The organism is Neptunicella sp. (genome assembly GCF_048268085.1).
Lineage (GTDB): Bacteria > Pseudomonadota > Gammaproteobacteria > Enterobacterales > Alteromonadaceae > Neptunicella.
Genome location: NZ_JBLWWF010000004.1, coordinates 149,975 through 172,216, shown reverse-complemented (window position 1 = coordinate 172,216; position 22,242 = coordinate 149,975). Strand labels below are relative to the sequence as shown.

Below are 22,242 nucleotides of genomic sequence, written 5' to 3'. Positions count from 1 at the left end.
AAGACCTGTTTAACATTCGATAATATTGACCGCTAAACCGCCTCGTGCGGTTTCTTTGTATTTGGCTTTCATATCATTGCCCGTATCCCACATAGTTTTAATCACTTTATCCAATGATACTTTATGCTCTCCAGTGCCACGCAAGGCTAGACGTGAAGCATTAATCGCCTTAATTGACCCCATAGCATTGCGTTCAATACAGGGAACCTGCACTAATCCACCAACCGGATCACAGGTTAAACCGAGATTATGTTCCATACCGATTTCAGCGGCATTTTCAACGGCGTCAACACTGCCGCCTAATATCTCAGTTAACGCGCCTGCGGCCATGGAGCAAGCGACTCCCACTTCGCCTTGGCAGCCAACTTCAGCACCGGAAATAGAAGCATTCTTCTTATACAAAATACCAATGGCGGCAGCAGTTAATAAGTAACGAGCAGCGGTGTCTTCGTCAACCGGCTGGACAAATTTGTCAAAATAGCTGAGTACTGCCGGTAATATACCGGCAGCGCCATTGGTTGGTGCGGTAACGACACGACTGCCAGCGGCATTCTCTTCATTGACCGCTAAGGCAAACAAGTTAACCCAATCCATCACCACCATAGGATCTGCATTTTTTTCATTTTGCAGGCGTCGATATAACCCTGGTGCACGACGGGACACTTTTAATCCCCCCGGTAAGATCCCCTCGGTTTCAATCCCTTTTTGTACGCAGCCACGCATCACTTGCCATATTTCCCACAATTTGGATTTGATCTCATTTTGCGGCATAAAGGCGGTTTCATTCTTGAGCATCAGGGAACTGATCCTGAAACCATTACTTTTGCAGTGGGCAATTAGCTCATTGGCGGTTTCAAAGGGGTAGGGAACCGGCTTTTTTTCTTCTTCCAGAGCGATAAATTTTTGCTGGGCAAAATCTTCTTCACGAATGATAAAGCCGCCACCAATGGAATAGTAAGTTTGTTTAAAAATCTCACCGTTTTTGTCGTAGGCAAAAAGAGTTAGACCATTGGAATGCATTTTCAGGGTTTTACGACGATGAAATACAATTGCGTCTTTGCGCGGGAAAGTAATTAGTTTTTCGCCATTGAGATTGAGTTGTTGGTTTTTGTCAATATCAGCGAGTTGCGAATCAATAATGTCTACATCAATAGTTTCTGGCGCAAATCCGCATAATCCTAAAATGACGGCTTTACCGGTGCCATGGCCTTTGCCTGTCTGACCCAATGAGCCATATAACTCAGTCACAATACCGGTAGTCTGGTCAAATAGTTGCTGCTGTTTTAATGCATCAATAAAGGCTAATGCTGCGCGCATTGGGCCTACCGTATGAGAACTGGACGGGCCTATACCGATGCTGAACATATCAAAAACACTGATCATTAAATTCTCTTTTATTAATTATTTATAAGGTACTAAGGATGTTATTTAGCAAGATATTCTTTTAGCACTACACTATGCGCAATTGTCCCTCAGCCCACAAGCTGACAAAAGTAATGATTTGCATTAGATTTTTTTAGTGCTGTAAAGTTGTAACCACAGTTCCTTCATAACATAGAGAAAGCTAGGAGTATGAATCCCTTAATAGCGATGAAGATACAACAGAACAATATGCTAAGGATTAATGATGTTACTTAGGTTTAAAATAAATGCGGCAGTGACGCCCCATATTTGCTGATCTTGCCAAACGATCATATTAATTGGGTGACGCTTTTGCTGACGTGTGATCCAATGTGTTTGATGATTTTTTCTATCCATTAAATAAGCTAACGGGACTTCAAAGATTTGTGCCACTTCATCTGGATCGGGTTGTAGATCAACCGGCGGTTGGACAAAGCCGATAAAAGGGGTTACCTGATAGCGACTAATGGTTTTAAAGCTAGGTAATTGACCAATAATTTCAATTTGCTCGCTGGCTAAACCGATTTCTTCGTAGGTTTCCCGTAATGCAGTGTGTTGTAAATTTGCATCCGTTGTTTCATAGCGGCCGCCCGGAAAGCTGACTTGCCCCGGATGGTGCTTAAGATGCAAAGCCCGGCGGGTTAGGATCAAAGATAATTCTTGGCGAGCCACAATGGGAATTAGCACTGCCGCAGGTCGACTAGCATGTTGCAGTGGATATTCTGGCTCGTAACGATGGGCCACTTGATGGTAAAAACGATTGAGAAAAGTTTGCTTATTCAACGTGGTCAATCCGCTAATACAGGTAGAATTTTCGCCAGTTTATCGAGGGTTTCCTGATATTCCATGGCCACATCTGAATCAATTACCAGGCCCCCACCGGCCCAACAATAAATCCGCTGATTTTCACATAATAAGGTGCGGATACAAATACTGGTGTCCATATCGCCATTAATATTAATATAGCCAATACTGCCGCAGTAAATATTACGCCTGTGGGGTTCCAGTTCATCAATTATCTGCATCGCACGGATTTTAGGCGCACCAGTAATGGAGCCGCCTGGGAAAGCGCCGCGCAGTAAGTCTAATGCACTGTGTTGGTCATCAAGTTCCCCCTCAACGGTGGAAACTAGGTGGTGTACTGCTGGAAAGCTTTCAACGATAAACAATTCCGGTACATTGACGGTGCCCGGTAAACAGGCTTTGCTTAAATCATTACGCAATAAATCCACAATCATTAAGTTTTCAGCCCGATCTTTTTCGGAAGTTTGCAAGACATCGGCCATGAGTTGATCTTGAATGCGGTCGCTGTGTCTGGGCCGTGTACCTTTAATCGGGCGAGTTTGTACTTTTTGTTGCTTGACCTCCAAAAAACGTTCCGGAGAAATACTTAAAATACAACAGTTGGGTAAACGGATAAACGCCGAAAAGGGGGCCTGATTGCTAGCGCGTAACTTAAGATAGGCTTGCCATTCATCGCCTGAGTAGTCGGCGCTAAAACGTTGAGCCAAATTAACCTGATAACAATCTCCGGCTGTTAAATATGCCTGTACTTGAGCGAACTTTTGTTGGTACTGCTGTTCACTCATATTGGCATGCCATTGGGAATCCAGTGAAAAAGGCACCGACGTAACGGAAGGCTGAGTCGTCCATTGTTCGATTTGTTGGAGACTGGGAGCAGGGTATTGCGGGTGGTAAACCAGAAAATACTGGTGTTTATGATGATCTTTTATAATCGCCCAACTGTAGACCCCTATTGCCATATCTGGAGATTGGCAGTCTTGCTGGGCGTTATTGGGCAATGTTTCGAAGCGTTTACCCAAATCATATCCCCAATAGCCTAAAGCCCCGCCGCAAAAAGGCAGTTCGCTCGTCGTTGATAAAGGGCTAAACCAGCTTTGTTGCTGTTGTTCAATTAATCTAACCGGATCATCAAAACTCGTTGTTGGCTTGGCCGTGTCACAACGCCAAATGGTAGTCTGTTGCCCGCTTGTTAGTAACGTGGCTAGAGGATCCGCAACGATAATATCGTAGCGGGCGTGTTGATGTTGGCTACCGCCTGAGTCAAGTAACATAGCCCATGGTTGCTTGGAAAAATGATGGAAAATCTGACAAATGTCTGTATCTGCAGCAATTTTAAGTTGTTCTACTTTCACGTTATAGTTCTGACCTTAAGCAAAAAAGGGCGTGATTTGATCACAATTTCATTACAGTTCATGTTGGAGAGAAGCGCCTTGGCAGGGTATCATATCGCTACCAAGTTCAATATGCCCTAAATTGATCTGCGAATGCATATCTGGCTGTTTTTTACCCTATTAACGAGGCAATCATGACCGTTATTCGTCAACAAGATTTTATCGATAGCATCGAAGATGCACTGCAATTTATTTCTTATTATCACCCCTTAGATTATGTAAAAGCGGTTGAAAAGGCTTACAACAAAGAGCAGAGTCAGGCGGCTAAAGATGCGATGGCTCAGATATTGATTAATTCCAGAATGTCAGCCGAAGGCCATCGACCTCTATGTCAGGACACCGGTATTGTGACCTGCTTTGTCAAAATTGGTATGGATGTAAGCTGGGATAAAACCGATATGACAGTGCAGCAAATGGTCGATGAAGGTACCCGTCGAGCATATTTGAATAGTGATAACCCTTTACGTGCTTCGATTGTCGCTGATCCGGCCGGTAGTCGTACTAATACTAAAGATAACACCCCGGCTGTGGTGCATTTAGATATGGTGGCAGGCAACAAAATAGAAGTCATGATCGCGGCCAAGGGCGGCGGCAGTGAAAATAAGTCTAAAATGGTGATGTTGAATCCAAGCGATTCGATTGTGGATTGGGTGGTTAAAACCTTGCCAACAATGGGAGCGGGTTGGTGCCCACCGGGTATGTTAGGTATCGGTATTGGTGGTACGGCTGAAAAAGCAGCGGTCTTAGCTAAAGAAAGTTTAATGGATCCGGTGGATATTCACGAATTGCAAGAGCGTGGCGCCCAAACCACCGAAGAAAAACTGCGTCTGGAATTATTCGAAGCGGTCAATAACTTGGGTATTGGTGCTCAGGGTTTAGGCGGATTGACCACTGTGGTGGACATTAAAATCAAATCACTGCCTACCCATGCTGCATCCAAGCCGGTAGCAATGATCCCTAACTGTGCAGCCACCCGTCATGCACATTTTTATTTAGATGGAAGTGGCCCGGCAGAGCTGAAAAAGCCGAATTTAGATGATTGGCCACAAGTGACATGGGAAGTAGGTGAACAAACACGCCGGGTGAATTTAGATACGGTAACCCGTGAAGAGATCCAGCAGTGGAAGGCAGGTGAAACGGTTTTATTATCCGGCAAAATGCTGACCGGCCGCGATGCCGCACATAAGCGTATTCAGACCATGCTGGAAAATGGTGAAGGCATGCCCGAAGGCGTAGATTTAACTAACCGTTTTATCTATTACGTCGGACCTGTGGATGCGGTAGGGGATGAAGCGGTGGGGCCAGCCGGTCCAACTACGGCTACCCGAATGGATAAATTTACCGATATGATGCTGGAACAAACCGGTTTGATTGGCATGATAGGCAAAGCCGAACGTGGTCCTGCGACGGTTAAGAGTATTGCAAAGCATAAGGCTGTGTATTTAATGGCCGTTGGCGGCGCCGCTTATCTGGTGTCTAAAGCGATTAAAAAGTCGCGCGTGGTGGCATTTGAAGATTTAGGCATGGAAGCGATTTACGAGTTTGAAATTGAAGATATGCCGGTTACCGTAGCGGTGGATAGTAGCGGTAATAATGTACACGACACCGGTCCGGCTATTTGGAAAGTTAAAATTCAGGAAATGGAAAACGCATAACGCGAATTAAACCATAAAGGCGTCAATTGACGCCTTTTTTATCTGCCTGACTCTATCTGCGAGAATGGCCAGACAACGGGATACAATAATAATGCAGGTGGAAATGACGACATTAATGTTGGGATTATTAGTTGGGGCTGCATTCATTGGCGGTGCAGTGATTTGGTTATTAACGAACAGTTCTCGACGCAAGGATTTTCAGCAGTGGCAGGAGCAACAGGATCGGTTGGTTCAGGATTTAAATAATGCCCAACAGCAAATACAGCAAAAAGAACAGCTGTTAGATACCGCACGTCAACAACAGCTGGATGTGCAAGGACAACTTGGACAGTTACGCCAACAAGCTGAACAGTTAATTGTTGTACAACAAGAAAAGCAACAGTGGCAGGATAAATGGCACAGTGAGCAGCAAAAAGCCGCTGATCTGCAAACCCGGTTGAGTGCTCAGCAAGCCGCTTTTGAGCAGGAACAACGGGCTTTTGAGGAAAAGCTGACGTTATTACAACAGGCCGAAATCCGACTTAAAGAGCAGTTTGAAAACCTGGCCAATAAAATCTTTGAACAGAAAAATGAAAAATTCAGTGCCGACAGCAAACAGGGACTGGATTCATTACTGACTCCGCTCAAGGAGCAGATTGAAGGCTTTAAAAAACAGGTGACGGATCAATATGTCCGGGAAGGGCAGGAACGTGCTTCCCTTAAAACTGAAATCTTAGGTTTGAAAGAACTGAATGTACAGATTACCGCTGAAGCAGCGGCGTTAACTAAAGCACTTAAAGGTGACAATAAGCAGCAAGGTAACTGGGGAGAGCGGGTTCTTGAACAAATTTTGAATGAATCAGGATTACGTTCAGGTCATGAATACGATACTCAAGGCCAGTTTAAAAATGAAGATGGTAAAGCCTATAAGCCTGATGTCATCGTCCATTTGCCAGATAACAAAGATATTATCATCGATTCCAAAGTGTCATTAGCAGCTTATGAACGTTACTTTAACGAACAGGACGACAAGATACGCCAGACTCACCTCAACGAACATATTTTGTCGTTACGTAATCATATTAAAGAGCTGGGTAAAAAGGATTACCAGAAACTGGATGGTATCAAGACGTTGGATTACATATTGTTATTTATCCCGATTGAGCCGGCTTTTTTATTAGCCATGGATCAAGCCCCGGATTTAATGAGTTTGGCTCTGGATAACAACATTATGCTGGTGAGTCCTACCAACTTGTTGGTGGCGTTGCGCACTATTAATAATATATGGCGTTACGAACAACAAAATCAGAATGCCCAGTTAATCGCTAAAAAAGCAGCGGCTTTATACGATAAGTTCGTCAGTTTTACTGCCGATTTAGAAGGATTGGGTAATAGTCTGCAAACTGTTCAGAAAAAATATGACGGGGCAATCAATAAGCTTAGTAGCGGTAAAGGTAATTTAATTCGTCGTGCAGAAGAATTTAAAGCGCTGGGGGTACAAAGTAGTAAAAAGCTCAGTCAGCAATTGACGGATAGCACCACTGATGAAGATTAACCCATGTGTAGTCTGAGCCGGGTATAGATTGATAATTTGCATTTAGATAGGGTAAATTGACCATCAGCCTTTGAATAATATAAATGGATCATTATGTCTACATTCAAATATGGGTTAATCACTGCCGCTATATGGGCTTCCTTATCTGCAATAAATTGCAACGCTAAACCATCCGACTCACTTCGATTAGCCATTAATGAAGATATGCCAACATTGATGGCTCTTTATCGCGATCTCCACCAATATCCCGAATTATCCGGTCAAGAAGTTAACACCGCGTCCAAGTTGGCTAAACAAGCTCGTGAGCTAGGTTTTAGCGTAACCGAACACGTTGGTGGTACCGGTGTGGTCGCAGTACTTAAAAATGGCGATGGCCCTGTGGTATTGATTAGAGCCGATATGGATGGTTTGCCAGTTGAGGAAAAAACTGGATTAGCGTTTGCCTCAAAACAAGTGGCGACCACAGATGAAGGTATTCAATCAGCCGTCATGCATGCTTGCGGTCACGATACCCATATGAGTGCATGGATGGGGGCTGCTCGGCAATTATCTAATAGTCAACAACAATGGTCAGGGACATTAGTGATGATCCTGCAACCGGCAGAAGAGCGTGGAAAAGGCGCAAAAAATATGTTGGATGACGGCTTGTTTAGTCGTTTTCCCAAACCGGATTATGCATTGGCGTTGCATGATTCTGCCGGATTACCGGCAGGCGTTATTGGGTATACACCGGGTTATGCGTTGGCCAACGTAGATAGTGTAGATATTCATATTAAAGGGGTCGGCGGTCATGGTGCATATCCCCATACCACCAAAGATCCAATTGTGCTGGGTAGTCGTATTGTTATCAGCTTACAAACGCTGGTAAGTCGTGAACAAAATCCTCAGGATCCGGCAGTGGTTACAGTGGGCAGTTTTCAAGCGGGAACCAAACATAACATTATTGCTGATCATGCGACGTTGCTGTTAACGGTGCGCAGTTATTCTGATGCCACGCGGCAAAAGTTACTCGATGGTATTGCCCGTATCGCTAAAGGGGAGGCGATGGCTGCAGGTTTGCCAGAGGAGTTAATGCCAGAGGTTGAAATTAAAGACGAATACACACCATCGACCTTTAATAGTCCTGAATTTACCCTACAAATTGCTGAGGTATTTACCCGGCGATTTGGCAGTGAACGGGTTCAACAGACTCCTCCGGTAATGGGCGGAGAAGATTTTGGCCGCTATTATCGGGCAGATAAATCGATTCAAAGCTTAATTTTTTGGGTGGGCGGTGTGCCACAAGCAAAATGGGATGATGCGCAACATAACGGCACTGTGCTGCCGTCATTACATAGTGCGCTGTGGGCGCCTCAAGCCGACAAAGTAATTGAAACAGGAACAGAAGCGTTAACGGCCGCTGTGCTGCATATTTTGCATAAATAATAAAAGAGTGTCCGAATGAAAATTAGTCAAATAATGAGTACCCCGGTCGTAACGGTTGGTATGGATGATCGTTTACAGCAGGTTTATGAAATTTTTAACAAGGCTAAATTCCACCACTTGCTGGTGGTTGATGGGCGCAAATTACAAGGGGTTGTTTCGGATCGGGATTTGTTAAAGGCGTTGAGTCCGAGAGTGGGAAGTGTCATGGCGACGGATCACGACAACGCATCGTTAAACAAGCGCGTGCATCAGATAATGAGCCGCAAACTGGTGGTGATTAATCAGAACCAGACCGTTTTACATGCGGTAAAGTTGTTCAACACTAACAATATATCCTGTTTGCCAGTGGTCAATGATGCCGGTGAATGGGTGGGTATTGTTAGTTGGCGGGATATTTTTAAAAAAATAGAGGCAATGAAATCATAAACTGTTATATATCTTAACGACAAAATAATAATCAAGAGGTGGATATGAACAAACAACTATCTGAAATTCCCGCATGGTTTACTTGGGTTGTTACTATTGGTCTGGTATGGAATCTACTAGGTCTAATGTCTTTTGTGGCGCATTTAATGACAACACCGGAAAGTTTGGCCGCAACCATGCCTGAACCGGAAGCCGCGCTTTATCTTAATTATCCGTTGTGGGCGACTTATTCATTTGGCATTGCGGTGATAACCGGCACGCTCGGCTGTGTATTGTTATTGCTTAAACAAGGTTGGGCTTTTTGGCTGTTTTTGATATCTCTTGTTGCGGTACTGATCCAGAATTATCATGCCTTCATTTTGGTGGATTCTTACCGTGTATTCGGTGCCGGTAGTTTAACTGTTCCTATCCTGGTGCTGGTCGTAGGGCTTTATTTAATGTGGTTATCACATCGTGGAAACCGACAGGGTTGGTTAAAATAAACTTAAAAAGGGCTCTTTACGAGCCCTGTTAACATCCCCATATCGGGTTAGTTATCTTCATCTTCTACAATGCGAGCCCATAAGTCATATTCATCGGCATGCATGATTTCAGCCCAAACCAAATCGCCTGGCTGGACATTAAATTCATCGGTTAAATACACTTTGCCATCAATTTCAGGGGCATCGGTATAACAACGGCCAACCGCGCCTTCGCTATTAACCTCATCGATAATAATCTGATATTCGAGACCAATACGGGCTTGGAGTTTATCTGCGCTAATCTGTTGTTGTTTCAACATGAAACGTTCAAATCGCTGCTGTTTGATGTCTTCGGGCACAGGGTCGGGTAAATCGTTGGCTTTGGCGCCTTCCACATCGGAATACATAAAACAGCCAACCCGATCAAGCTGGGCTTCATCCAGAAAGTCTAACAACATCTGAAAGTCTTCTTCGGTTTCGCCCGGGAAGCCAACAATAAATGTGGAGCGAATGACCAACTCAGGGCAAACCTCTTTCCATTTTTTAATTCTGTCCATAGTGCGTTCTGCCGCTGCAGGGCGCTTCATTAACTTGAGAATACGCGGACTGGCATGTTGGAACGGAATATCCAGATAAGGCAATATTTTCCCTTCGGCCATTAACGGAATGACTTTGTCTACTGATGGATAAGGATAGACATAATGTAATCGTACCCAGATTCCCATCTCTGCCAGCTTGGTGCACAAGCCAAGCATATCGGTTTTAACCGGCATACCATTCCAGAAACCGGTTTGATGTTTTACATCTACCCCGTAGGCGCTGGTATCTTGCGAGATGACTAAAAGCTCTTTTACTCCGGCGTTTTTCAGACGCACAGCTTCATCCAGAATGTCACCAATCGGACGGCTAACTAAATCGCCGCGCATTGAAGGAATGATGCAAAAGGTACAACGGTGGTTACAACCTTCGGATATTTTTAAATAGGCGTAATGGCGTGGAGTTAATTTAACGCCAATATCCGGCACCAAATTTAAATAGGGGTTATGTACCGGCTGGGGCAGGTGATCATGCACCTGATTAACCACTTCCTCGTAAGCATGTGGACCGGTGATCGCCAGTACATTGGGATGCACTTCACGAATTTCATCTTCTTTAATACCTAAACAACCGGTGACGATAACTTTGCCATTTTCTTTTAGCGCTTCACCAATAGTATCCAGAGATTCCTGCACCGCAGAATCGATAAAGCCACAGGTGTTTACAATAACCAGATCAGCATCATCGTAACTTGGTACTACGTCATAACCTTCAGTACGTAACTGGGTAAGAATACGCTCTGAATCGACCAAGTTTTTAGGGCAGCCCAGACTAACAAAACCAATCCGCGAGCCATTAGATGCTCCCCCTGTTTTCTCTGTTTCAAGCACTTTTACAGGGGTTTCCAGTGTGGTGGTTTGTTTGGGATTGAATGTTTCTACGGTCATTAGCGAGCTCAAATATAAGGTACAGCTATAAATTTGCGCGGATTATAGCTGAAATTAGATAAAAACACAGATCTGTTCGTATTTGGAGCGGGTGAGAACTAACCTGGTATTTGCAGTAATTCTGGAACAAAAAAGCCTAACTTCTTTCTTTTATCTATTTGATTTTATTTGAAAAACAATCCATAACTAGAGCTGTACAATGTTATAGGCTGGTTCATGTTCAATTCAATTCGTTTCATACTGATATTATTATATTTTGTTGCGTTTTCTTCGCTGTTGGCAAAAGAAGTTGAGACTCCTGCGTCGCCACCTTGCATAAATGCCATCAATCGACCTTGCACGGCTTTGGTGTTGGGTGGTGGCGGTGCCCGCGGAGGAGCTCATTTGGGGGTTATCAGGCAGCTTGAGTCGCAAAACATTCCTATCGACATCATTGTTGGTACTAGCATCGGTGCGTTTATTGGTGGCTTATATGCATCAGGCAGTAGTCCTGATGAAATTCACAAGATACTAACGGAGTTGAATTGGGGATCGGGATATCGTGATAGAGTTTATCGCGATGAAATGCCCATGCGTCGTAAACACCAGCGGGATGAGTTTCCGATTAGGCTAGATCTGGGAGTTGATCTTGATGGTATTAAAATGCCTAAGGGTGTGCTGCTTGGACAGGCTATGGCCGAATTAGTGGTACAGGCATTTGGTGTACAGCCGGATTTAGCGCATTTTGATCAGTTACCTATCCCTTTTAGGGCGGTGGCAACCAATTTAATTAACCGTGATGCAGTGGTTCTGGATTCCGGCAGTCTGGTATCTGCTGTTCAAGCTTCCATGTCAATTCCTGGCGTTGTCAGACCCATGCAACTAAATGGATTACTGCTTGTGGACGGAGGTGTAGCCAATAATTTGCCCATTAGCATTGCCAAACAATTGGGAGCTGAACGTGTTATTGCGGTAGATATAGAGGCGCCTCTTAAGACGCAGGATCAACTTAATTCGGCACCGAACAATTGTCCAGTTTTCTAGTTAAGCAAATGGTTAGTGAAGAAAAAAAGCACTTAGGTGCTGACGATTTGTATCTCAACCCCAATGTGACGGATATAAGTACTATGGACTTTGAGCGTTTGGAGGATGCAGATAACGCTGGCAATGAAGAAGCGTCTAGACACGTTGAACAGCTACAGCGTTTTTCTGTGAGTCCCGATGTTTATGCAGCATGGATGAAAAGGCAGCGCAGCAAATTAGTACCAGAGCTTAATATTGATAGTCTGGCACTGGAAAACATGAGTTCACTTGATGATGAGGTATTGTTGCAACGGTTGGGGTTTAATAACCACTCACAGTATGACACCAGCCAATTAAAAGAAGGCATACGGCAGGTTTATGGATTAGATATTTTTGAAAGAGTTTCCAGTCACCTGTACCAGAAAGCAGATGGAGGAACTGAACTTAAAGTAACGGCAGAAGAAAAAAGTTGGGGACCGGGTTATCTTAATTTTCGTCTGATGTTGGAAGATGATTTTCACAGTAACCGGAATATGCAATTTGCTGCGTCCTATACACGCACAGGATTATCTTCTCTGGGGGCTGAATGGCAAACCGAAATTGCGTTAGGCACGGATAAAGTGTTTAGTACCGAGTTATATTGGCCCCTGGTCAGTCCCAGTACTTTTGTCTCCGGCAAAATCAACAATCATAGTGAATCGCTTGTTGTTGAAGATCCAAATGGATTGTCGTTAGGGGAGTTTTTTAAATCCGAGACGGTTATTAATGGATCCTTGGGGTGGAATATTTCAGATCAAGGTGTCTTAACGACAGGTTGGATTGATAAAAATGGTAGTTATCGGCTACCTAGTATATTGGCGAACAGTTTGGGCTACAGTCGATTGGACTATAGACGTAAAGGAGTGGAATGGCGCTTTGTATGGGATAGTCTGAATAACGCCAACTTTTCGACACGGGGGATCCGCTTTAAAGTTCAGCGACAGTGGCTGGATGACCGTTTCCTTGAGGCAAGTTCCGATAGTATAAATAGCTCCTACGAATTTATTGCGGCTAAACACTGGCACAATCACGTGTTTAAAACACGCTGGAGCATGAATAAATACCAGTCTCAAGAGGGGGATATCGGTCTGGAGCAATATGCACTGGGCGGGTTGCTCAATCTATCCGGTTATCCGCGTAATTATTTATACGGCCCCGATGCACGTTTTGGTAGCTTTATTTATATGTACCAAATGAACGAAAATCGTTTCAGTTTTTTTGACTCCCTATTTTATCTCGGCGGCTCTATCGAACGGGGACGAGTAAAGGAAAGCTGGCTGCAACCTGAAGGTAACGATATTGCTGAATGGATTTGGGCGGGAAGTATATTTGCCGGTTGGGATAGTCCACTAGGAGCGATATATTTGGGATACGGCCAAGCAGAAGACACCTATCGACAAAAAGCTTATCGGGTATATTTGTCGTTGGGACAAAGCTATTAAGTTGGTATCCTGAGGTTGGTAAGGAGTAAAGTCTGAAATGCAATCAATCAAGGTGATTGTCGAGTAATCACCTCTAAATCGGCGCCTGAGCAAGTTGTCAGGTTAGATCAATATCGTGCTGATATAATCCACCTTAATGTGTATAAATCGTAACTTAAACTAAATAAAAGAATAAAATAATGCGAATTTTATTGGTAGAAGATGATCGACAGTTAGCCGAGGGACTACAAAAGTCTCTGCGCAGTGAAGGTTTTGCGGTTGATTGGGTCGATAGTGGTAAAAATGCCATTCATGCAGCCGGAATGGGTGAGTGTGACATGGTGATATTGGATCTTGGCTTGCCAGATTTGGATGGCATTGAGGTGCTTAAAGCCATTCGCAAACAAAAAAGTGGTACCCCTGTATTGGTCTTAACCGCCCGCGACTCCACCCAAGATAAAATTCAGGGATTGGATTATGGTGCAGATGATTATTTGGTTAAGCCCTTTGAACCATCAGAATTATTTGCTCGGTTGCGGGTATTTGAAAGACGTCTTGGCACGGCCAATAGCTCATTAATTGAAATTAATGAGGTTTGTCTTGATACCGCTGCGCATAGTGTGATGTTAGCCGGAAAACCGGTAGACGCTTCCAGACGTGAATATATGGTGTTAAAAGCATTGATGGAAAATGCAGGTAGAATTCAGTCTCGTGAACAACTTGAATCTAAACTTTATGAGTGGGGAGAAGAGGTAGCGAGTAATGTCATAGAAGTGCATATTCATAACTTGCGTAAAAAGTTACCGCCCCAGTTTATTAAAACTATCCGTGGAGTGGGTTATTCTGTGAATAAAACATGAATTCAATTCATCGTTATCTGGTGTTGTTTTTACTCGCTTCTATCACCTTGATTACCTTTGCTGCAGCGATTAAAGGTTACAATACCAGTATGCAGCGTGCGACAACGTTATTTGATAGTGAACTAAAATCCCTAGCCCAAACTCTGGTCTCGATTAATAGCCTTGTTAAGGTGACTGACGTAGATGAAGAAGGGGATTTAGCATTTCAGGTCTGGCAAGATCAACAATTATTAATGCGCAGTAATAACGCACCCGACAAACCTTTTAGCGCGTTTATACAAGGCTTTCGGGAAGAAAATTTTTTAGGACAACGTTGGCGTACCTATGCGTTTCATCACGCCAAAGTCGATCGTTGGGTGTTAGTGGCACAGCCGGTCAATCATCGTTTTGAGTTGGCCGAAAATTTGGTTATTGCAGCGGTGACTCCGCTTATCTTTAGTATTCCGCTATTAGCGTTGATTATTTCCATGATAGTCAAACGCGGATTGGGCTCGTTATTACATCTTTCTAAAGCATTAAGGGAAAAAAAGGCTAATGATTTAACCCCGATAATACTGGAAAATACACCGGATGAATTACGTCCGGTTACCGATACAATGAATCACCTGTTTGCCCGGCTAGAGGGGGCTTTTTTAAGAGAAAAGCGATTTGCATCGGATGCCGCGCATGAATTGAGAACACCGCTAAGTGTATTAAAAATTAATACTCATAATTTACTTCTTGAGCTTAATAACAAGGGCATAGCGCAGCAGAATTTAACGTATCTGGAACAGGGTGTTGAGCGTATGAGTCATGTGGTGGATCAAATATTATTACTCAACCGTACCAGTCCCGATCAATTCAGCGCCAGTTTTAGCCTAATTAATCTTAAAAAATTAGCGCAAAAAATGATCGCTATCCTGTATCCTGAAATTGTCGACAGGCAGCAGGAAATTGAACTGCATGGTGATCCAGTTGTGATCATGGGAGATGAGTTTTCGGTCAGTATTTTATTGCAAAATTTAATCAGTAATGCGAGCAAATATAGCCCGGCACAAGGACAGATTAAAATTACGATAAAGCAACACAATGGCCGCCCCTGTATTGACGTGGAAGATTCTGGCCCCGGTATTGATGAGCAGGAATATCAGCGGGTATTTGAACGTTTTTATCGTATTGGTGGTGATCGACATGATTCTCAAATTATTGGCTGTGGTTTAGGTTTGGCAATAGTTCAACATATTGCGCAGTTACATCAGGCTGAGCTTGAGTTAAGTCGCTCAGCAACCTTGGGTGGATTACAATTCCGAGTCATTTTTCAATCATTGGCGGTTAATGAGCATGACTAGGCTTTATCGGTTAAGCATCATTTGGGCGTTATTCAGTGGATTGTCTTTTAGCGCCAAGGCAATTACTGAATTTGAAATTCATATCCGTGAACACTTGTTTTACCCGTCTAAAATTACCGTTCCAGCTGACCAAAAAGTCAAACTGATTATTTATAATCACGACGCGACACCGGAAGAATTCGACAGTTTTTCATTGAACCGCGAAAAAGTGATTTTTGCTGGTCGTAAGGTAGCGATTTACATCGGTCCACTTAAACCTGGTGAATACCCATTTATGGGAGAATTTAATCCCAATACCGCTCGTGGCGTTGTTGTCGTTCAAAAAAAGGGAGATAACGATGCTAATTAACACCGTTATCCTTTTTTTACGGGATGTGTTACCGGTTTTTATTGTAATGAGCTTACTCATCGCAGGTAATGAATCGTTAAAACTACGCCATCAGTGGCTCATACTGGCAGTGCCGTTAGGGGTTATCGGGGCATTTATTTTGGTTAAGTATATCGGCCAGATTAGTGAATGGTTTGATGGTGCTGGCATGGAAGTGTTGTTGTTTAGTTTGCATTGCTCAATTTACTTGTTGGTGCTGTGCTATGGCTATTGGCGCTCTGTAGATAAGCGCAATAACACCTGGTTGATGATGATTTCGACATTACTGATGTGTTTTGTAATTTGGGTTAGTGGAGCTAATTTTCTGGTGTTTTTTCTGGGCTATTGGTCACAAGTTGATGCAGCTCAAGCACTAGTCCTAGGTAGTATTTTAGGTTTGGGAATTAATTTAAGTGTGGCGGTACTGCTATTTTTTGCGGCCAATGGCTTGATGTCTCGAGTCAGTGTTTCGGTGCAATTATTGATGTTGTTAATTTTTGCAGTAGGGCAGTTAAGTCAAGCGAGTCACTTATTGGTACAAATTGATTGGTTAACTCAAACGGCTCCTCTGTGGGATAGTAGTCACCTGATTACCGATGGTTCAGTGACCGGATATTTTCTTCGTTCTTTGGTTGGCTATGAAGCAGCTCCAAGTTTTTATCAAGTATCACTTTATACTGCAGGGTTGTTTCTTCCCATTTTTAGCTGGTGCCTCATGCAGGTTTATCGGAATAAAGCGGGTTTAATGGAGGGCAAAAAATGAATATGTCGTCACGATGGTGGCTCGTTTTATTACTTGGGGCAATTAACGCAAAATCGGCTTTTGCCGCCGTGGTAGATAAAGTGTATCACCCTTATGTTTTAGCCAATGAACGTGAGCTGGAGTGGCGCTTTACTTCCAGACAAAATGATGAGGCCAACGTTTTGTCGCAACGTATTGCTTATGGTCATGCAATTTCCGATGTGGTCAGTTTGGAAGGTTATTTGGTATTTGATCGAGATCAGTCTGATGACTTTGGTTTACAAGGTTATCAACTTGAGACTCGCTGGATGTTAACCGAACAGGGCCAGTATTGGGCCGATTGGGGCATGTTATTTGAAGTAGAAAAAGAACATCAGCAAGATAACTGGGAAGCAACAGTTGGATTGTTGTTTGAAAAAGAGTTCATTCATACCAGCCTGACCTTAAATATGTTGATGAATTATCACTGGGGTAATGGAATTTCATCTGAAGTAGAGCCGGAGTTCAGGTTAAAATATCGTTACCGTTGGATCCCTGAATTACAACCCGCTATTGAGTTGTATACCGGAGAAGACTTTATCGGCTTAGGCCCCGCTTTTATGGGCGTGCATCGCTATGAAGGGAGTAAGCAACTTAAGTGGGAACTGGGTTTTATTGCCGGTCTGAATGGCGATAGTAAAGATCATACGTTACGCTTTTCACTGGAATGGGAATTTTAATTTATTGGTTTTAAAGTCGTCATTACTTCGCTGAACCGTTTGATTGTATAAACAACAATGCCGCTCAATTGAGCGGCATTGTTGTTTTTATAGCTCATGTTGTAAGGCTAGAAACTGCTCGTGTCCTGAAATAAACCGACTTTCAGATCTTTGGCCTGATAAATCACGCGGCCATCAACGGCGACGGTTCCGTCACCCAGTCCCATAAATAATTTGCGTTTGATCACCCGTTTCATATCAATTTTATAGGTGACTTTTTTGGCGGTGGGCAAGATTTGGCCGGTAAATTTAACTTCACCTACACCCAATGCCCGTCCTTTGCCCGGACCTTCACACCATCCAAGAAAGAATCCTACCAGTTGCCACATGGCATCCAGACCCAAGCAGCCTGGCATCACCGGATCACCGGGAAAGTGGCAATCAAAAAACCATAAATCTGGCTGGATATCCAATTCAGCCAGAATATATCCTTTGTCATACTCCCCTCCGGTTTCACTGATCTCAACAATACGATCCATCATAAGCATATTTGGAGCCGGGAGTTGGCTGTTGCCAGGACCAAATAGTTCGCCTTGACTACAACGTAAAAGGTCTTCTTTGCTAAAACTGTTTTGCTTTAATGTCATAAATAACTTCACCAGAAAATTTGAGTCGGTAATTTAGCGAACAGTTGTACGCTAAACAACTCTGAACAGTGATTAATTTAAAATATTTTTATCAATGCGTAGAAAAGATATGATAGATCACTAATAACTAAATTATTTTCACGGTGGGAGGTAGTACCGGTGAAAAAACCAAATGCGAATGCTGAAAAGCAACGCAGATATAGAGATCGACAAAAACTAAAAGGTAAAAGGGAGTTACGAGGCTATGTGACCCCCGAGGCTCAGCAGTGTTATCAGGATTTAGCGGATAAATCCGGTTGGACTGATAGCGAATTGCTGACCAATGCGTTACGCATAACCTATGCTGCCTATAAATGTGGGCAAATTAAGCTATTGAATGAATGGTTGAAAGACCATAATCGTTAGGCCGATAGTCAGAGGAAGTCTTTATGATCAGAACCCAGTTAATTGAACAAAATGGACACATCACTATTGGTGGCGAAGAGCTGATCGACAAAGTCCAGCATACCCCCGGGGCCAAAATCTGGATAGATGTGGAGTTGACCGATAAGGAAAGCGTGCGGCAGTTTTTAAGTAATCATGACTGCCATCCACTGGCAATAGCAGATGCGTTACGTGATCGGCATCCACCTAAAATTGAATTCTTCGACTCACATATTTTTATTCTGTATCGCGGTGTATTAGCAATCGATAACGATTTGGATATTGAACATCTGCAGTTAGCCTTTTTTGTGTCGTCTGATAAGTTAATTACCGTTCGCCATGGACATTCAAAAGGGGTCGAAAAAGTCTGGGGAACGGATAATTCACTGCTGATCGATAGTCCTTTGCATGTTGCGCTAAAAATTATGCATACGTCTGCGGGGATCTACCTAGAACAAATCTTGCAATTTGAAAACAAACTCAGTGATTTGGAAGATGCCTTTTTGGATCATGGTAACGATCAGATGATGGCAGAGCTGGTGGCTTATCGTTCACGTCTGGTCAAGTTGCGCCGGGTGTTTAGTTATCATTGCGGGATCAGTGACAGTTTGCATACTGAACAGGGAAGCCAAAATTCGTTGGTCAGTGATGCACATATTCATGAAATTATTGATGTCAAAGATCGATTTGATCGATTGTACACGCTAGTTCAGATGCACTACGAAATTTGTGGTGATTTACTTGATGGCTATTTATCCATTAGTTCTCATCAGCTGAACGTCACCATGCGAGTGCTTACCGTGATTACGGCTATATTTGTTCCTCTGAGTTTCTTGGCCGGCCTTTATGGGATGAACTTCGAAATCATGCCTGAACTTAAGTGGAAGTACGGCTATTTTATCTTACTCGGTGTCATGTCTGTAGTGGCAGTGGGGTTATTAACTTTTTTCAAACGTCGTCGTTGGATGTAAAGCAAAATGAATAAAGGATGGTGGGATCAGGAACTGTTGAGTGTCGGAGAATATCATTTGGCGCTCAGTCAACTGATCACGGCTTTAGTGATTGTAGTCGCGACTTTCTTGGTCTCCGCCATGGTGCGCCGTGCATTACTTCGCATTGGCCGTGGACGGGCAGTGACGGCTCAGGCTCAATTGTACGTGGCAAACCGTATTTTGCATTATGTCATTCTGGTACTTGGGATATTGATTGCCATATCCAGCTTAGGGATTGATGTGGGAAAACTGGCTCTGGTAGCCAGTGCGTTAGGGATAGGGATTGGTCTGGGGTTACAGGGGGTCGTCAATAATTTTGTTTCGGGTTTGGTTATTCTGCTGGAAAAAAGTATCAAAGTCGGCGATTTCATCGAGCTCAATTCGGGACTGGTAGGTGAAGTGATTGAAATCCATATGCGTGCCACCTTAATTCGCACTAATGATAATGTGGATATTTTATTGCCTAACTCTGAGTTGGCTAACGGTATGTTGACTAACTGGACATTGGAAGAGAATATTCGTCGTTTTAGGATCCCCTTTAGTGTCGCGTATGGAAGCGACAAGCAACTGGTGCGTAAAGCGGTGTTAGAGGCTGCCAGTGAAGTCAAACATACCTTAACTACTGCGGGGCATGAACCATTAGTGTGGATGACCGGATTTGGTGACAGTGCCTTGCACTTTACGTTAGGGGTGTGGGTACACCCGGAACAGGTAAAACGGCCCACGTCGCTTTATTCAGACTATTTATGGGCAATTGATGACGCACTAAGAAAATATAAAATTGAAATACCCTTTCCGCAGCGAGACCTGCATTTTAAATCGAGTCATTTATCACAACCGATAGTTTCTCAATCTGATCAAAAATCTTAACTTCATCACTCGAATTTGCCGATGTTAGAGGCAATCAGGTAAACTTCCTGTACAGCTATTTTGTGGCTGTAACATTGTGTTTTATTCTCAGGGCGGGGCGAAATTCCCCACCGGCGGTAATGTAGTCTGTATTTGACTATTCAGCCCGCGAGCGCCTTTGTTAGATAACTGATAAAGGGTCAAGCAGATCTGGTGTGAATCCAGAGCCGACGGTTATAGTCCGGATGGGAGAGCATAAGACAAACCCCGCTTCTTCAATCGAAGAGGCGCACTGCTTGTCGTTCAGGAAGTATCTATGGATACGATCCTGTGCTTTTACATGCCCTGATTCTGGTTATTTATAAATGAGGAAATTACCATGAGTCAGACGTTACAACATTATTTTGGCGCGCCATTACAACGTGTCGAAAATGCATTGGATGCACTAAAAGAAGGCCAAGGCGTGTTATTGGTCGATGATGAAGATCGAGAAAACGAAGGTGATCTGATTTTTTCCAGTCAGCATTTAACCGTTGAGCAAATGGCACTGATGATCCGTGAATGTAGCGGAATTGTTTGTTTGTGTATGGAAGATATCGATATTAAGCGGCTAAAGCTGCCACCGATGGTCAAGGATAATTCCAGTCATTATAAGACTGCGTTTACCGCTTCAATCGAAGCTCGTCATGGGGTGACAACCGGCGTTTCCGCCAAAGACAGGGTTACAACAATTCGAGTCGCATCGGATCCGGAATCCTTGCCAGAACAATTGAGCCGACCGGGACATATTTTTCCGTTACGAGCAGAGCCTGGCGGGGTATTAAGTCGACGAGGACATACAGAAGGAACGGTTGATTTAATGAAGCTGGCTGGACTTCTGCCTTCGGGGGTTTTGTGTGAGTTGACTAATGTGGATGGCAGTATGGCTCGCTTGCCCAATATCATCGATTTTGCATTGCAACATCAAATGCCGGTGTTAACCATTGAGGATATTGCCGATTATCGTCGTCGCTTATTGCAACAGGCAGGTTAATCGCTTGCATTGCAGATTAGTGCACTTATCTGGTCTGCAATGCACCATAGGGAACTAATAAGCCGATACCGACTCTATTGTTTTTTGTGGAATCGATAACGTTATTAGATGGAACGAGTGAGACAAGTATCGCAATTAAGCGAATCGACCAATTCGATAATCTGGTTAATCGCTGTTTCTGTTGTGATACATGTCCTTTTATTGGTCCTGCTAAACGGGTCTGTGCAATCGGTACAGGGGAGTAAAACAGAGTCAGTTCACATTATTAAGGCCAGATTGTATTTTCCTCCAGCGCCAGTCAAACCCAAAGAAGTGTTACCTACGGAATCATCTCCAAGCGTTGAAGATCTTCCTCCACCTGTGAAAATAGTGAGTGAACCGAATTCACCGCATGACGCTGAGGTTAATAACCTCAGCCAGACATTAAAACGTGTTAATACTGTCGTTGAAAAGGCTGACGACATGCCTAAGGAAAATACGGCAGTGCCATCCCGTTCCACTCAGGTTGAAAAGGCCTACCGACATTTGCTTCAAAAAAATCAAACGCAGATCCAGCAAATGGCCGCGGAGGCCGCAGCACAATACCGTGAACATAAGAACTCACCGGTTATTTTGCCTGCTGCAACAGCCGAATTAACTCAAGATGAAAAATTGTTAAAAAGCATTCAGAAGCGAGTGAACTGTGATGGTGTTGTGCGTAAGACAACGGCAATCCTCACGGGGATCATGGGGGGAAATATCAAATGTACTGAGCAAAGCGATTTTCAACCTTATATTCGACAGCAATTAGATAAAGTCGGAGCTGACAAAAGGTAGGCTCCTAATCAAACTGGATTGGTATAATATAAAGTAGGCTCGACCGCTTTTATCGAGTTGTTGTGGATTACATTTAATCGTAAAAGGATTAGCTATGTCTCATCACCAAATTGACTATATTGAAATGCCGTCAGCAAATATCGGAAACACCAAAACCTTTTTTAATCAGGTGTTTGGATGGGAGTTTACCGACTATGGGCCTGATTATACCGCGGTAAACAATGCAGGGATCGGTGCCGGATTTTATCAAACGGATTTATCTTGCCAAACTCAAAATGGCAGTGTGTTGGTCGTATTGTATAGCGACAATATTGAACAGAGCCTGCAACAAGTGGAGCAGGCGGGCGGTACTATTATCAAACCCATATTCAGTTTTCCAGGAGGACGTCGCTTTCAGTTTAATGATCCTAATGGCAATGAATTTGCCGTATGGTCTGAATAGGG

At 43.6% G+C, this 22,242-nt stretch carries 23 protein-coding genes and 1 riboswitch; of the genes, 18 read left to right on the top strand and 5 right to left on the bottom strand.

Annotated features, from left to right (window positions below):
- Positions 1-9: 9 nt before the first annotated feature.
- From ACTD55_RS04615 to pabB, 3 genes are all read right to left on the bottom strand, one after another.
- On the bottom strand, positions 10-1,383 hold the full coding sequence (locus ACTD55_RS04615) for an L-serine ammonia-lyase (RefSeq protein ID WP_438863138.1): 1,374 nt from the start codon (positions 1,381-1,383) through the stop codon (positions 10-12).
- A gap of 231 nt (positions 1,384-1,614) precedes the next feature.
- A complete protein-coding gene (locus tag ACTD55_RS04610; protein ID WP_438863137.1) occupies positions 1,615-2,184 on the bottom strand; it encodes a CoA pyrophosphatase in 570 nt (189 codons plus the stop codon).
- A 5-nt stretch (positions 2,185-2,189) separates the two neighbouring features.
- On the bottom strand, positions 2,190-3,557 hold the full coding sequence (gene pabB / locus ACTD55_RS04605) for an aminodeoxychorismate synthase component I (protein ID WP_438863136.1): 1,368 nt from the start codon (positions 3,555-3,557) through the stop codon (positions 2,190-2,192).
- A gap of 173 nt (positions 3,558-3,730) precedes the next feature.
- Between pabB and ACTD55_RS04600 the strand changes: the two genes are divergently transcribed.
- From ACTD55_RS04600 to ACTD55_RS04580, 5 genes are all read left to right on the top strand, one after another.
- Positions 3,731-5,251, top strand: coding sequence for a fumarate hydratase (locus ACTD55_RS04600; RefSeq protein ID WP_438863135.1), 1,521 nt, complete (start codon positions 3,731-3,733; stop codon positions 5,249-5,251).
- Positions 5,252-5,354: 103 nt separating this feature from the next.
- Entirely contained in the window at positions 5,355-6,785 is a 1,431-nt protein-coding gene (gene rmuC, locus ACTD55_RS04595) for a DNA recombination protein RmuC (protein WP_438863134.1), read from the top strand.
- Between the two features lie 93 nt (positions 6,786-6,878).
- Positions 6,879-8,210 (top strand): amidohydrolase, encoded by a 1,332-nt coding sequence (locus ACTD55_RS04590; protein ID WP_438863133.1) that lies wholly within the window; start codon positions 6,879-6,881, stop codon positions 8,208-8,210.
- Between the two features lie 15 nt (positions 8,211-8,225).
- On the top strand, positions 8,226-8,636 hold the full coding sequence (locus ACTD55_RS04585; RefSeq protein ID WP_438863132.1) for a CBS domain-containing protein: 411 nt from the start codon (positions 8,226-8,228) through the stop codon (positions 8,634-8,636).
- A 44-nt stretch (positions 8,637-8,680) separates the two neighbouring features.
- Positions 8,681-9,118, top strand: a complete 438-nt coding sequence (locus ACTD55_RS04580; protein ID WP_438863131.1) for a hypothetical protein — start codon at positions 8,681-8,683, stop codon at positions 9,116-9,118.
- Between the two features lie 47 nt (positions 9,119-9,165).
- Here ACTD55_RS04580 and rimO read toward each other — a convergent pair whose 3' ends face one another.
- Positions 9,166-10,581, bottom strand: a complete 1,416-nt coding sequence (rimO, locus tag ACTD55_RS04575) for a 30S ribosomal protein S12 methylthiotransferase RimO (RefSeq protein ID WP_438863130.1) — start codon at positions 10,579-10,581, stop codon at positions 9,166-9,168.
- 216 nt (positions 10,582-10,797) lie between these two features.
- On the opposite strand from rimO, the gene ACTD55_RS04570 reads away from it, so the two are divergent.
- The 7 genes from ACTD55_RS04570 (at position 10,798) to ACTD55_RS04540 (ending at position 17,059) form a co-directional block, all read left to right on the top strand.
- Entirely contained in the window at positions 10,798-11,604 is an 807-nt protein-coding gene (locus ACTD55_RS04570; protein ID WP_438863129.1) for a patatin-like phospholipase family protein, read from the top strand.
- Entirely contained in the window at positions 11,589-13,064 is a 1,476-nt protein-coding gene (locus ACTD55_RS04565; protein WP_438863128.1) for a hypothetical protein, read from the top strand. Before ACTD55_RS04570 ends, ACTD55_RS04565 begins: the two co-directional genes overlap by 16 nt.
- A 179-nt stretch (positions 13,065-13,243) precedes the next feature.
- Positions 13,244-13,903 carry a response regulator gene (locus tag ACTD55_RS04560; RefSeq protein WP_438863127.1) on the top strand — a complete coding sequence of 220 codons (660 nt, stop codon included), beginning with the start codon at positions 13,244-13,246 and terminating at the stop codon, positions 13,901-13,903.
- Positions 13,900-15,231 carry an ATP-binding protein gene (locus tag ACTD55_RS04555; protein ID WP_438863126.1) on the top strand — a complete coding sequence of 444 codons (1,332 nt, stop codon included), beginning with the start codon at positions 13,900-13,902 and terminating at the stop codon, positions 15,229-15,231. Before ACTD55_RS04560 ends, ACTD55_RS04555 begins: the two co-directional genes overlap by 4 nt.
- On the top strand, positions 15,224-15,580 hold the full coding sequence (locus tag ACTD55_RS04550; RefSeq protein ID WP_438863125.1) for a cupredoxin domain-containing protein: 357 nt from the start codon (positions 15,224-15,226) through the stop codon (positions 15,578-15,580). The genes ACTD55_RS04555 and ACTD55_RS04550 overlap by 8 nt, the downstream gene beginning before the upstream one ends.
- On the top strand, positions 15,570-16,361 hold the full coding sequence (locus ACTD55_RS04545; RefSeq protein ID WP_438863124.1) for a hypothetical protein: 792 nt from the start codon (positions 15,570-15,572) through the stop codon (positions 16,359-16,361). The genes ACTD55_RS04550 and ACTD55_RS04545 overlap by 11 nt, the downstream gene beginning before the upstream one ends.
- On the top strand, positions 16,358-17,059 hold the full coding sequence (locus ACTD55_RS04540) for a hypothetical protein (protein ID WP_438863123.1): 702 nt from the start codon (positions 16,358-16,360) through the stop codon (positions 17,057-17,059). The genes ACTD55_RS04545 and ACTD55_RS04540 overlap by 4 nt, the downstream gene beginning before the upstream one ends.
- A 107-nt stretch (positions 17,060-17,166) precedes the next feature.
- On the opposite strand, the gene fabA is transcribed toward ACTD55_RS04540, so the two are convergent.
- Positions 17,167-17,685: a 3-hydroxyacyl-[acyl-carrier-protein] dehydratase FabA gene (gene fabA / locus ACTD55_RS04535; protein ID WP_438863122.1), complete on the bottom strand. Its 519-nt coding sequence runs from the start codon at positions 17,683-17,685 to the stop codon at positions 17,167-17,169.
- A 159-nt stretch (positions 17,686-17,844) separates the two neighbouring features.
- On the opposite strand from fabA, the gene ACTD55_RS04530 reads away from it, so the two are divergent.
- From ACTD55_RS04530 to ACTD55_RS04505, 6 genes are all read left to right on the top strand, one after another.
- On the top strand, positions 17,845-18,090 hold the full coding sequence (locus ACTD55_RS04530) for a hypothetical protein (protein WP_438863121.1): 246 nt from the start codon (positions 17,845-17,847) through the stop codon (positions 18,088-18,090).
- A 23-nt stretch (positions 18,091-18,113) separates the two neighbouring features.
- Positions 18,114-19,079, top strand: a complete 966-nt coding sequence (locus ACTD55_RS04525; protein WP_438863120.1) for a magnesium transporter CorA family protein — start codon at positions 18,114-18,116, stop codon at positions 19,077-19,079.
- Between the two features lie 6 nt (positions 19,080-19,085).
- Positions 19,086-19,970 (top strand): mechanosensitive ion channel family protein, encoded by an 885-nt coding sequence (locus tag ACTD55_RS04520; RefSeq protein ID WP_438863119.1) that lies wholly within the window; start codon positions 19,086-19,088, stop codon positions 19,968-19,970.
- A 79-nt stretch (positions 19,971-20,049) separates the two neighbouring features.
- Positions 20,050-20,210: riboswitch (FMN riboswitch) on the top strand.
- 118 nt (positions 20,211-20,328) lie between these two features.
- The gene (ribB, locus tag ACTD55_RS04515) at positions 20,329-20,982 is read left to right on the top strand and encodes a 3,4-dihydroxy-2-butanone-4-phosphate synthase (RefSeq protein WP_438863118.1); all 654 of its coding nucleotides are present in this window, start codon (positions 20,329-20,331) and stop codon (positions 20,980-20,982) included.
- A gap of 117 nt (positions 20,983-21,099) precedes the next feature.
- Positions 21,100-21,798, top strand: coding sequence for a hypothetical protein (locus tag ACTD55_RS04510; protein ID WP_438863117.1), 699 nt, complete (start codon positions 21,100-21,102; stop codon positions 21,796-21,798).
- A gap of 94 nt (positions 21,799-21,892) precedes the next feature.
- The gene (locus ACTD55_RS04505; protein WP_438863116.1) at positions 21,893-22,240 is read left to right on the top strand and encodes a VOC family protein; all 348 of its coding nucleotides are present in this window, start codon (positions 21,893-21,895) and stop codon (positions 22,238-22,240) included.
- Positions 22,241-22,242 lie beyond the last annotated feature (2 nt).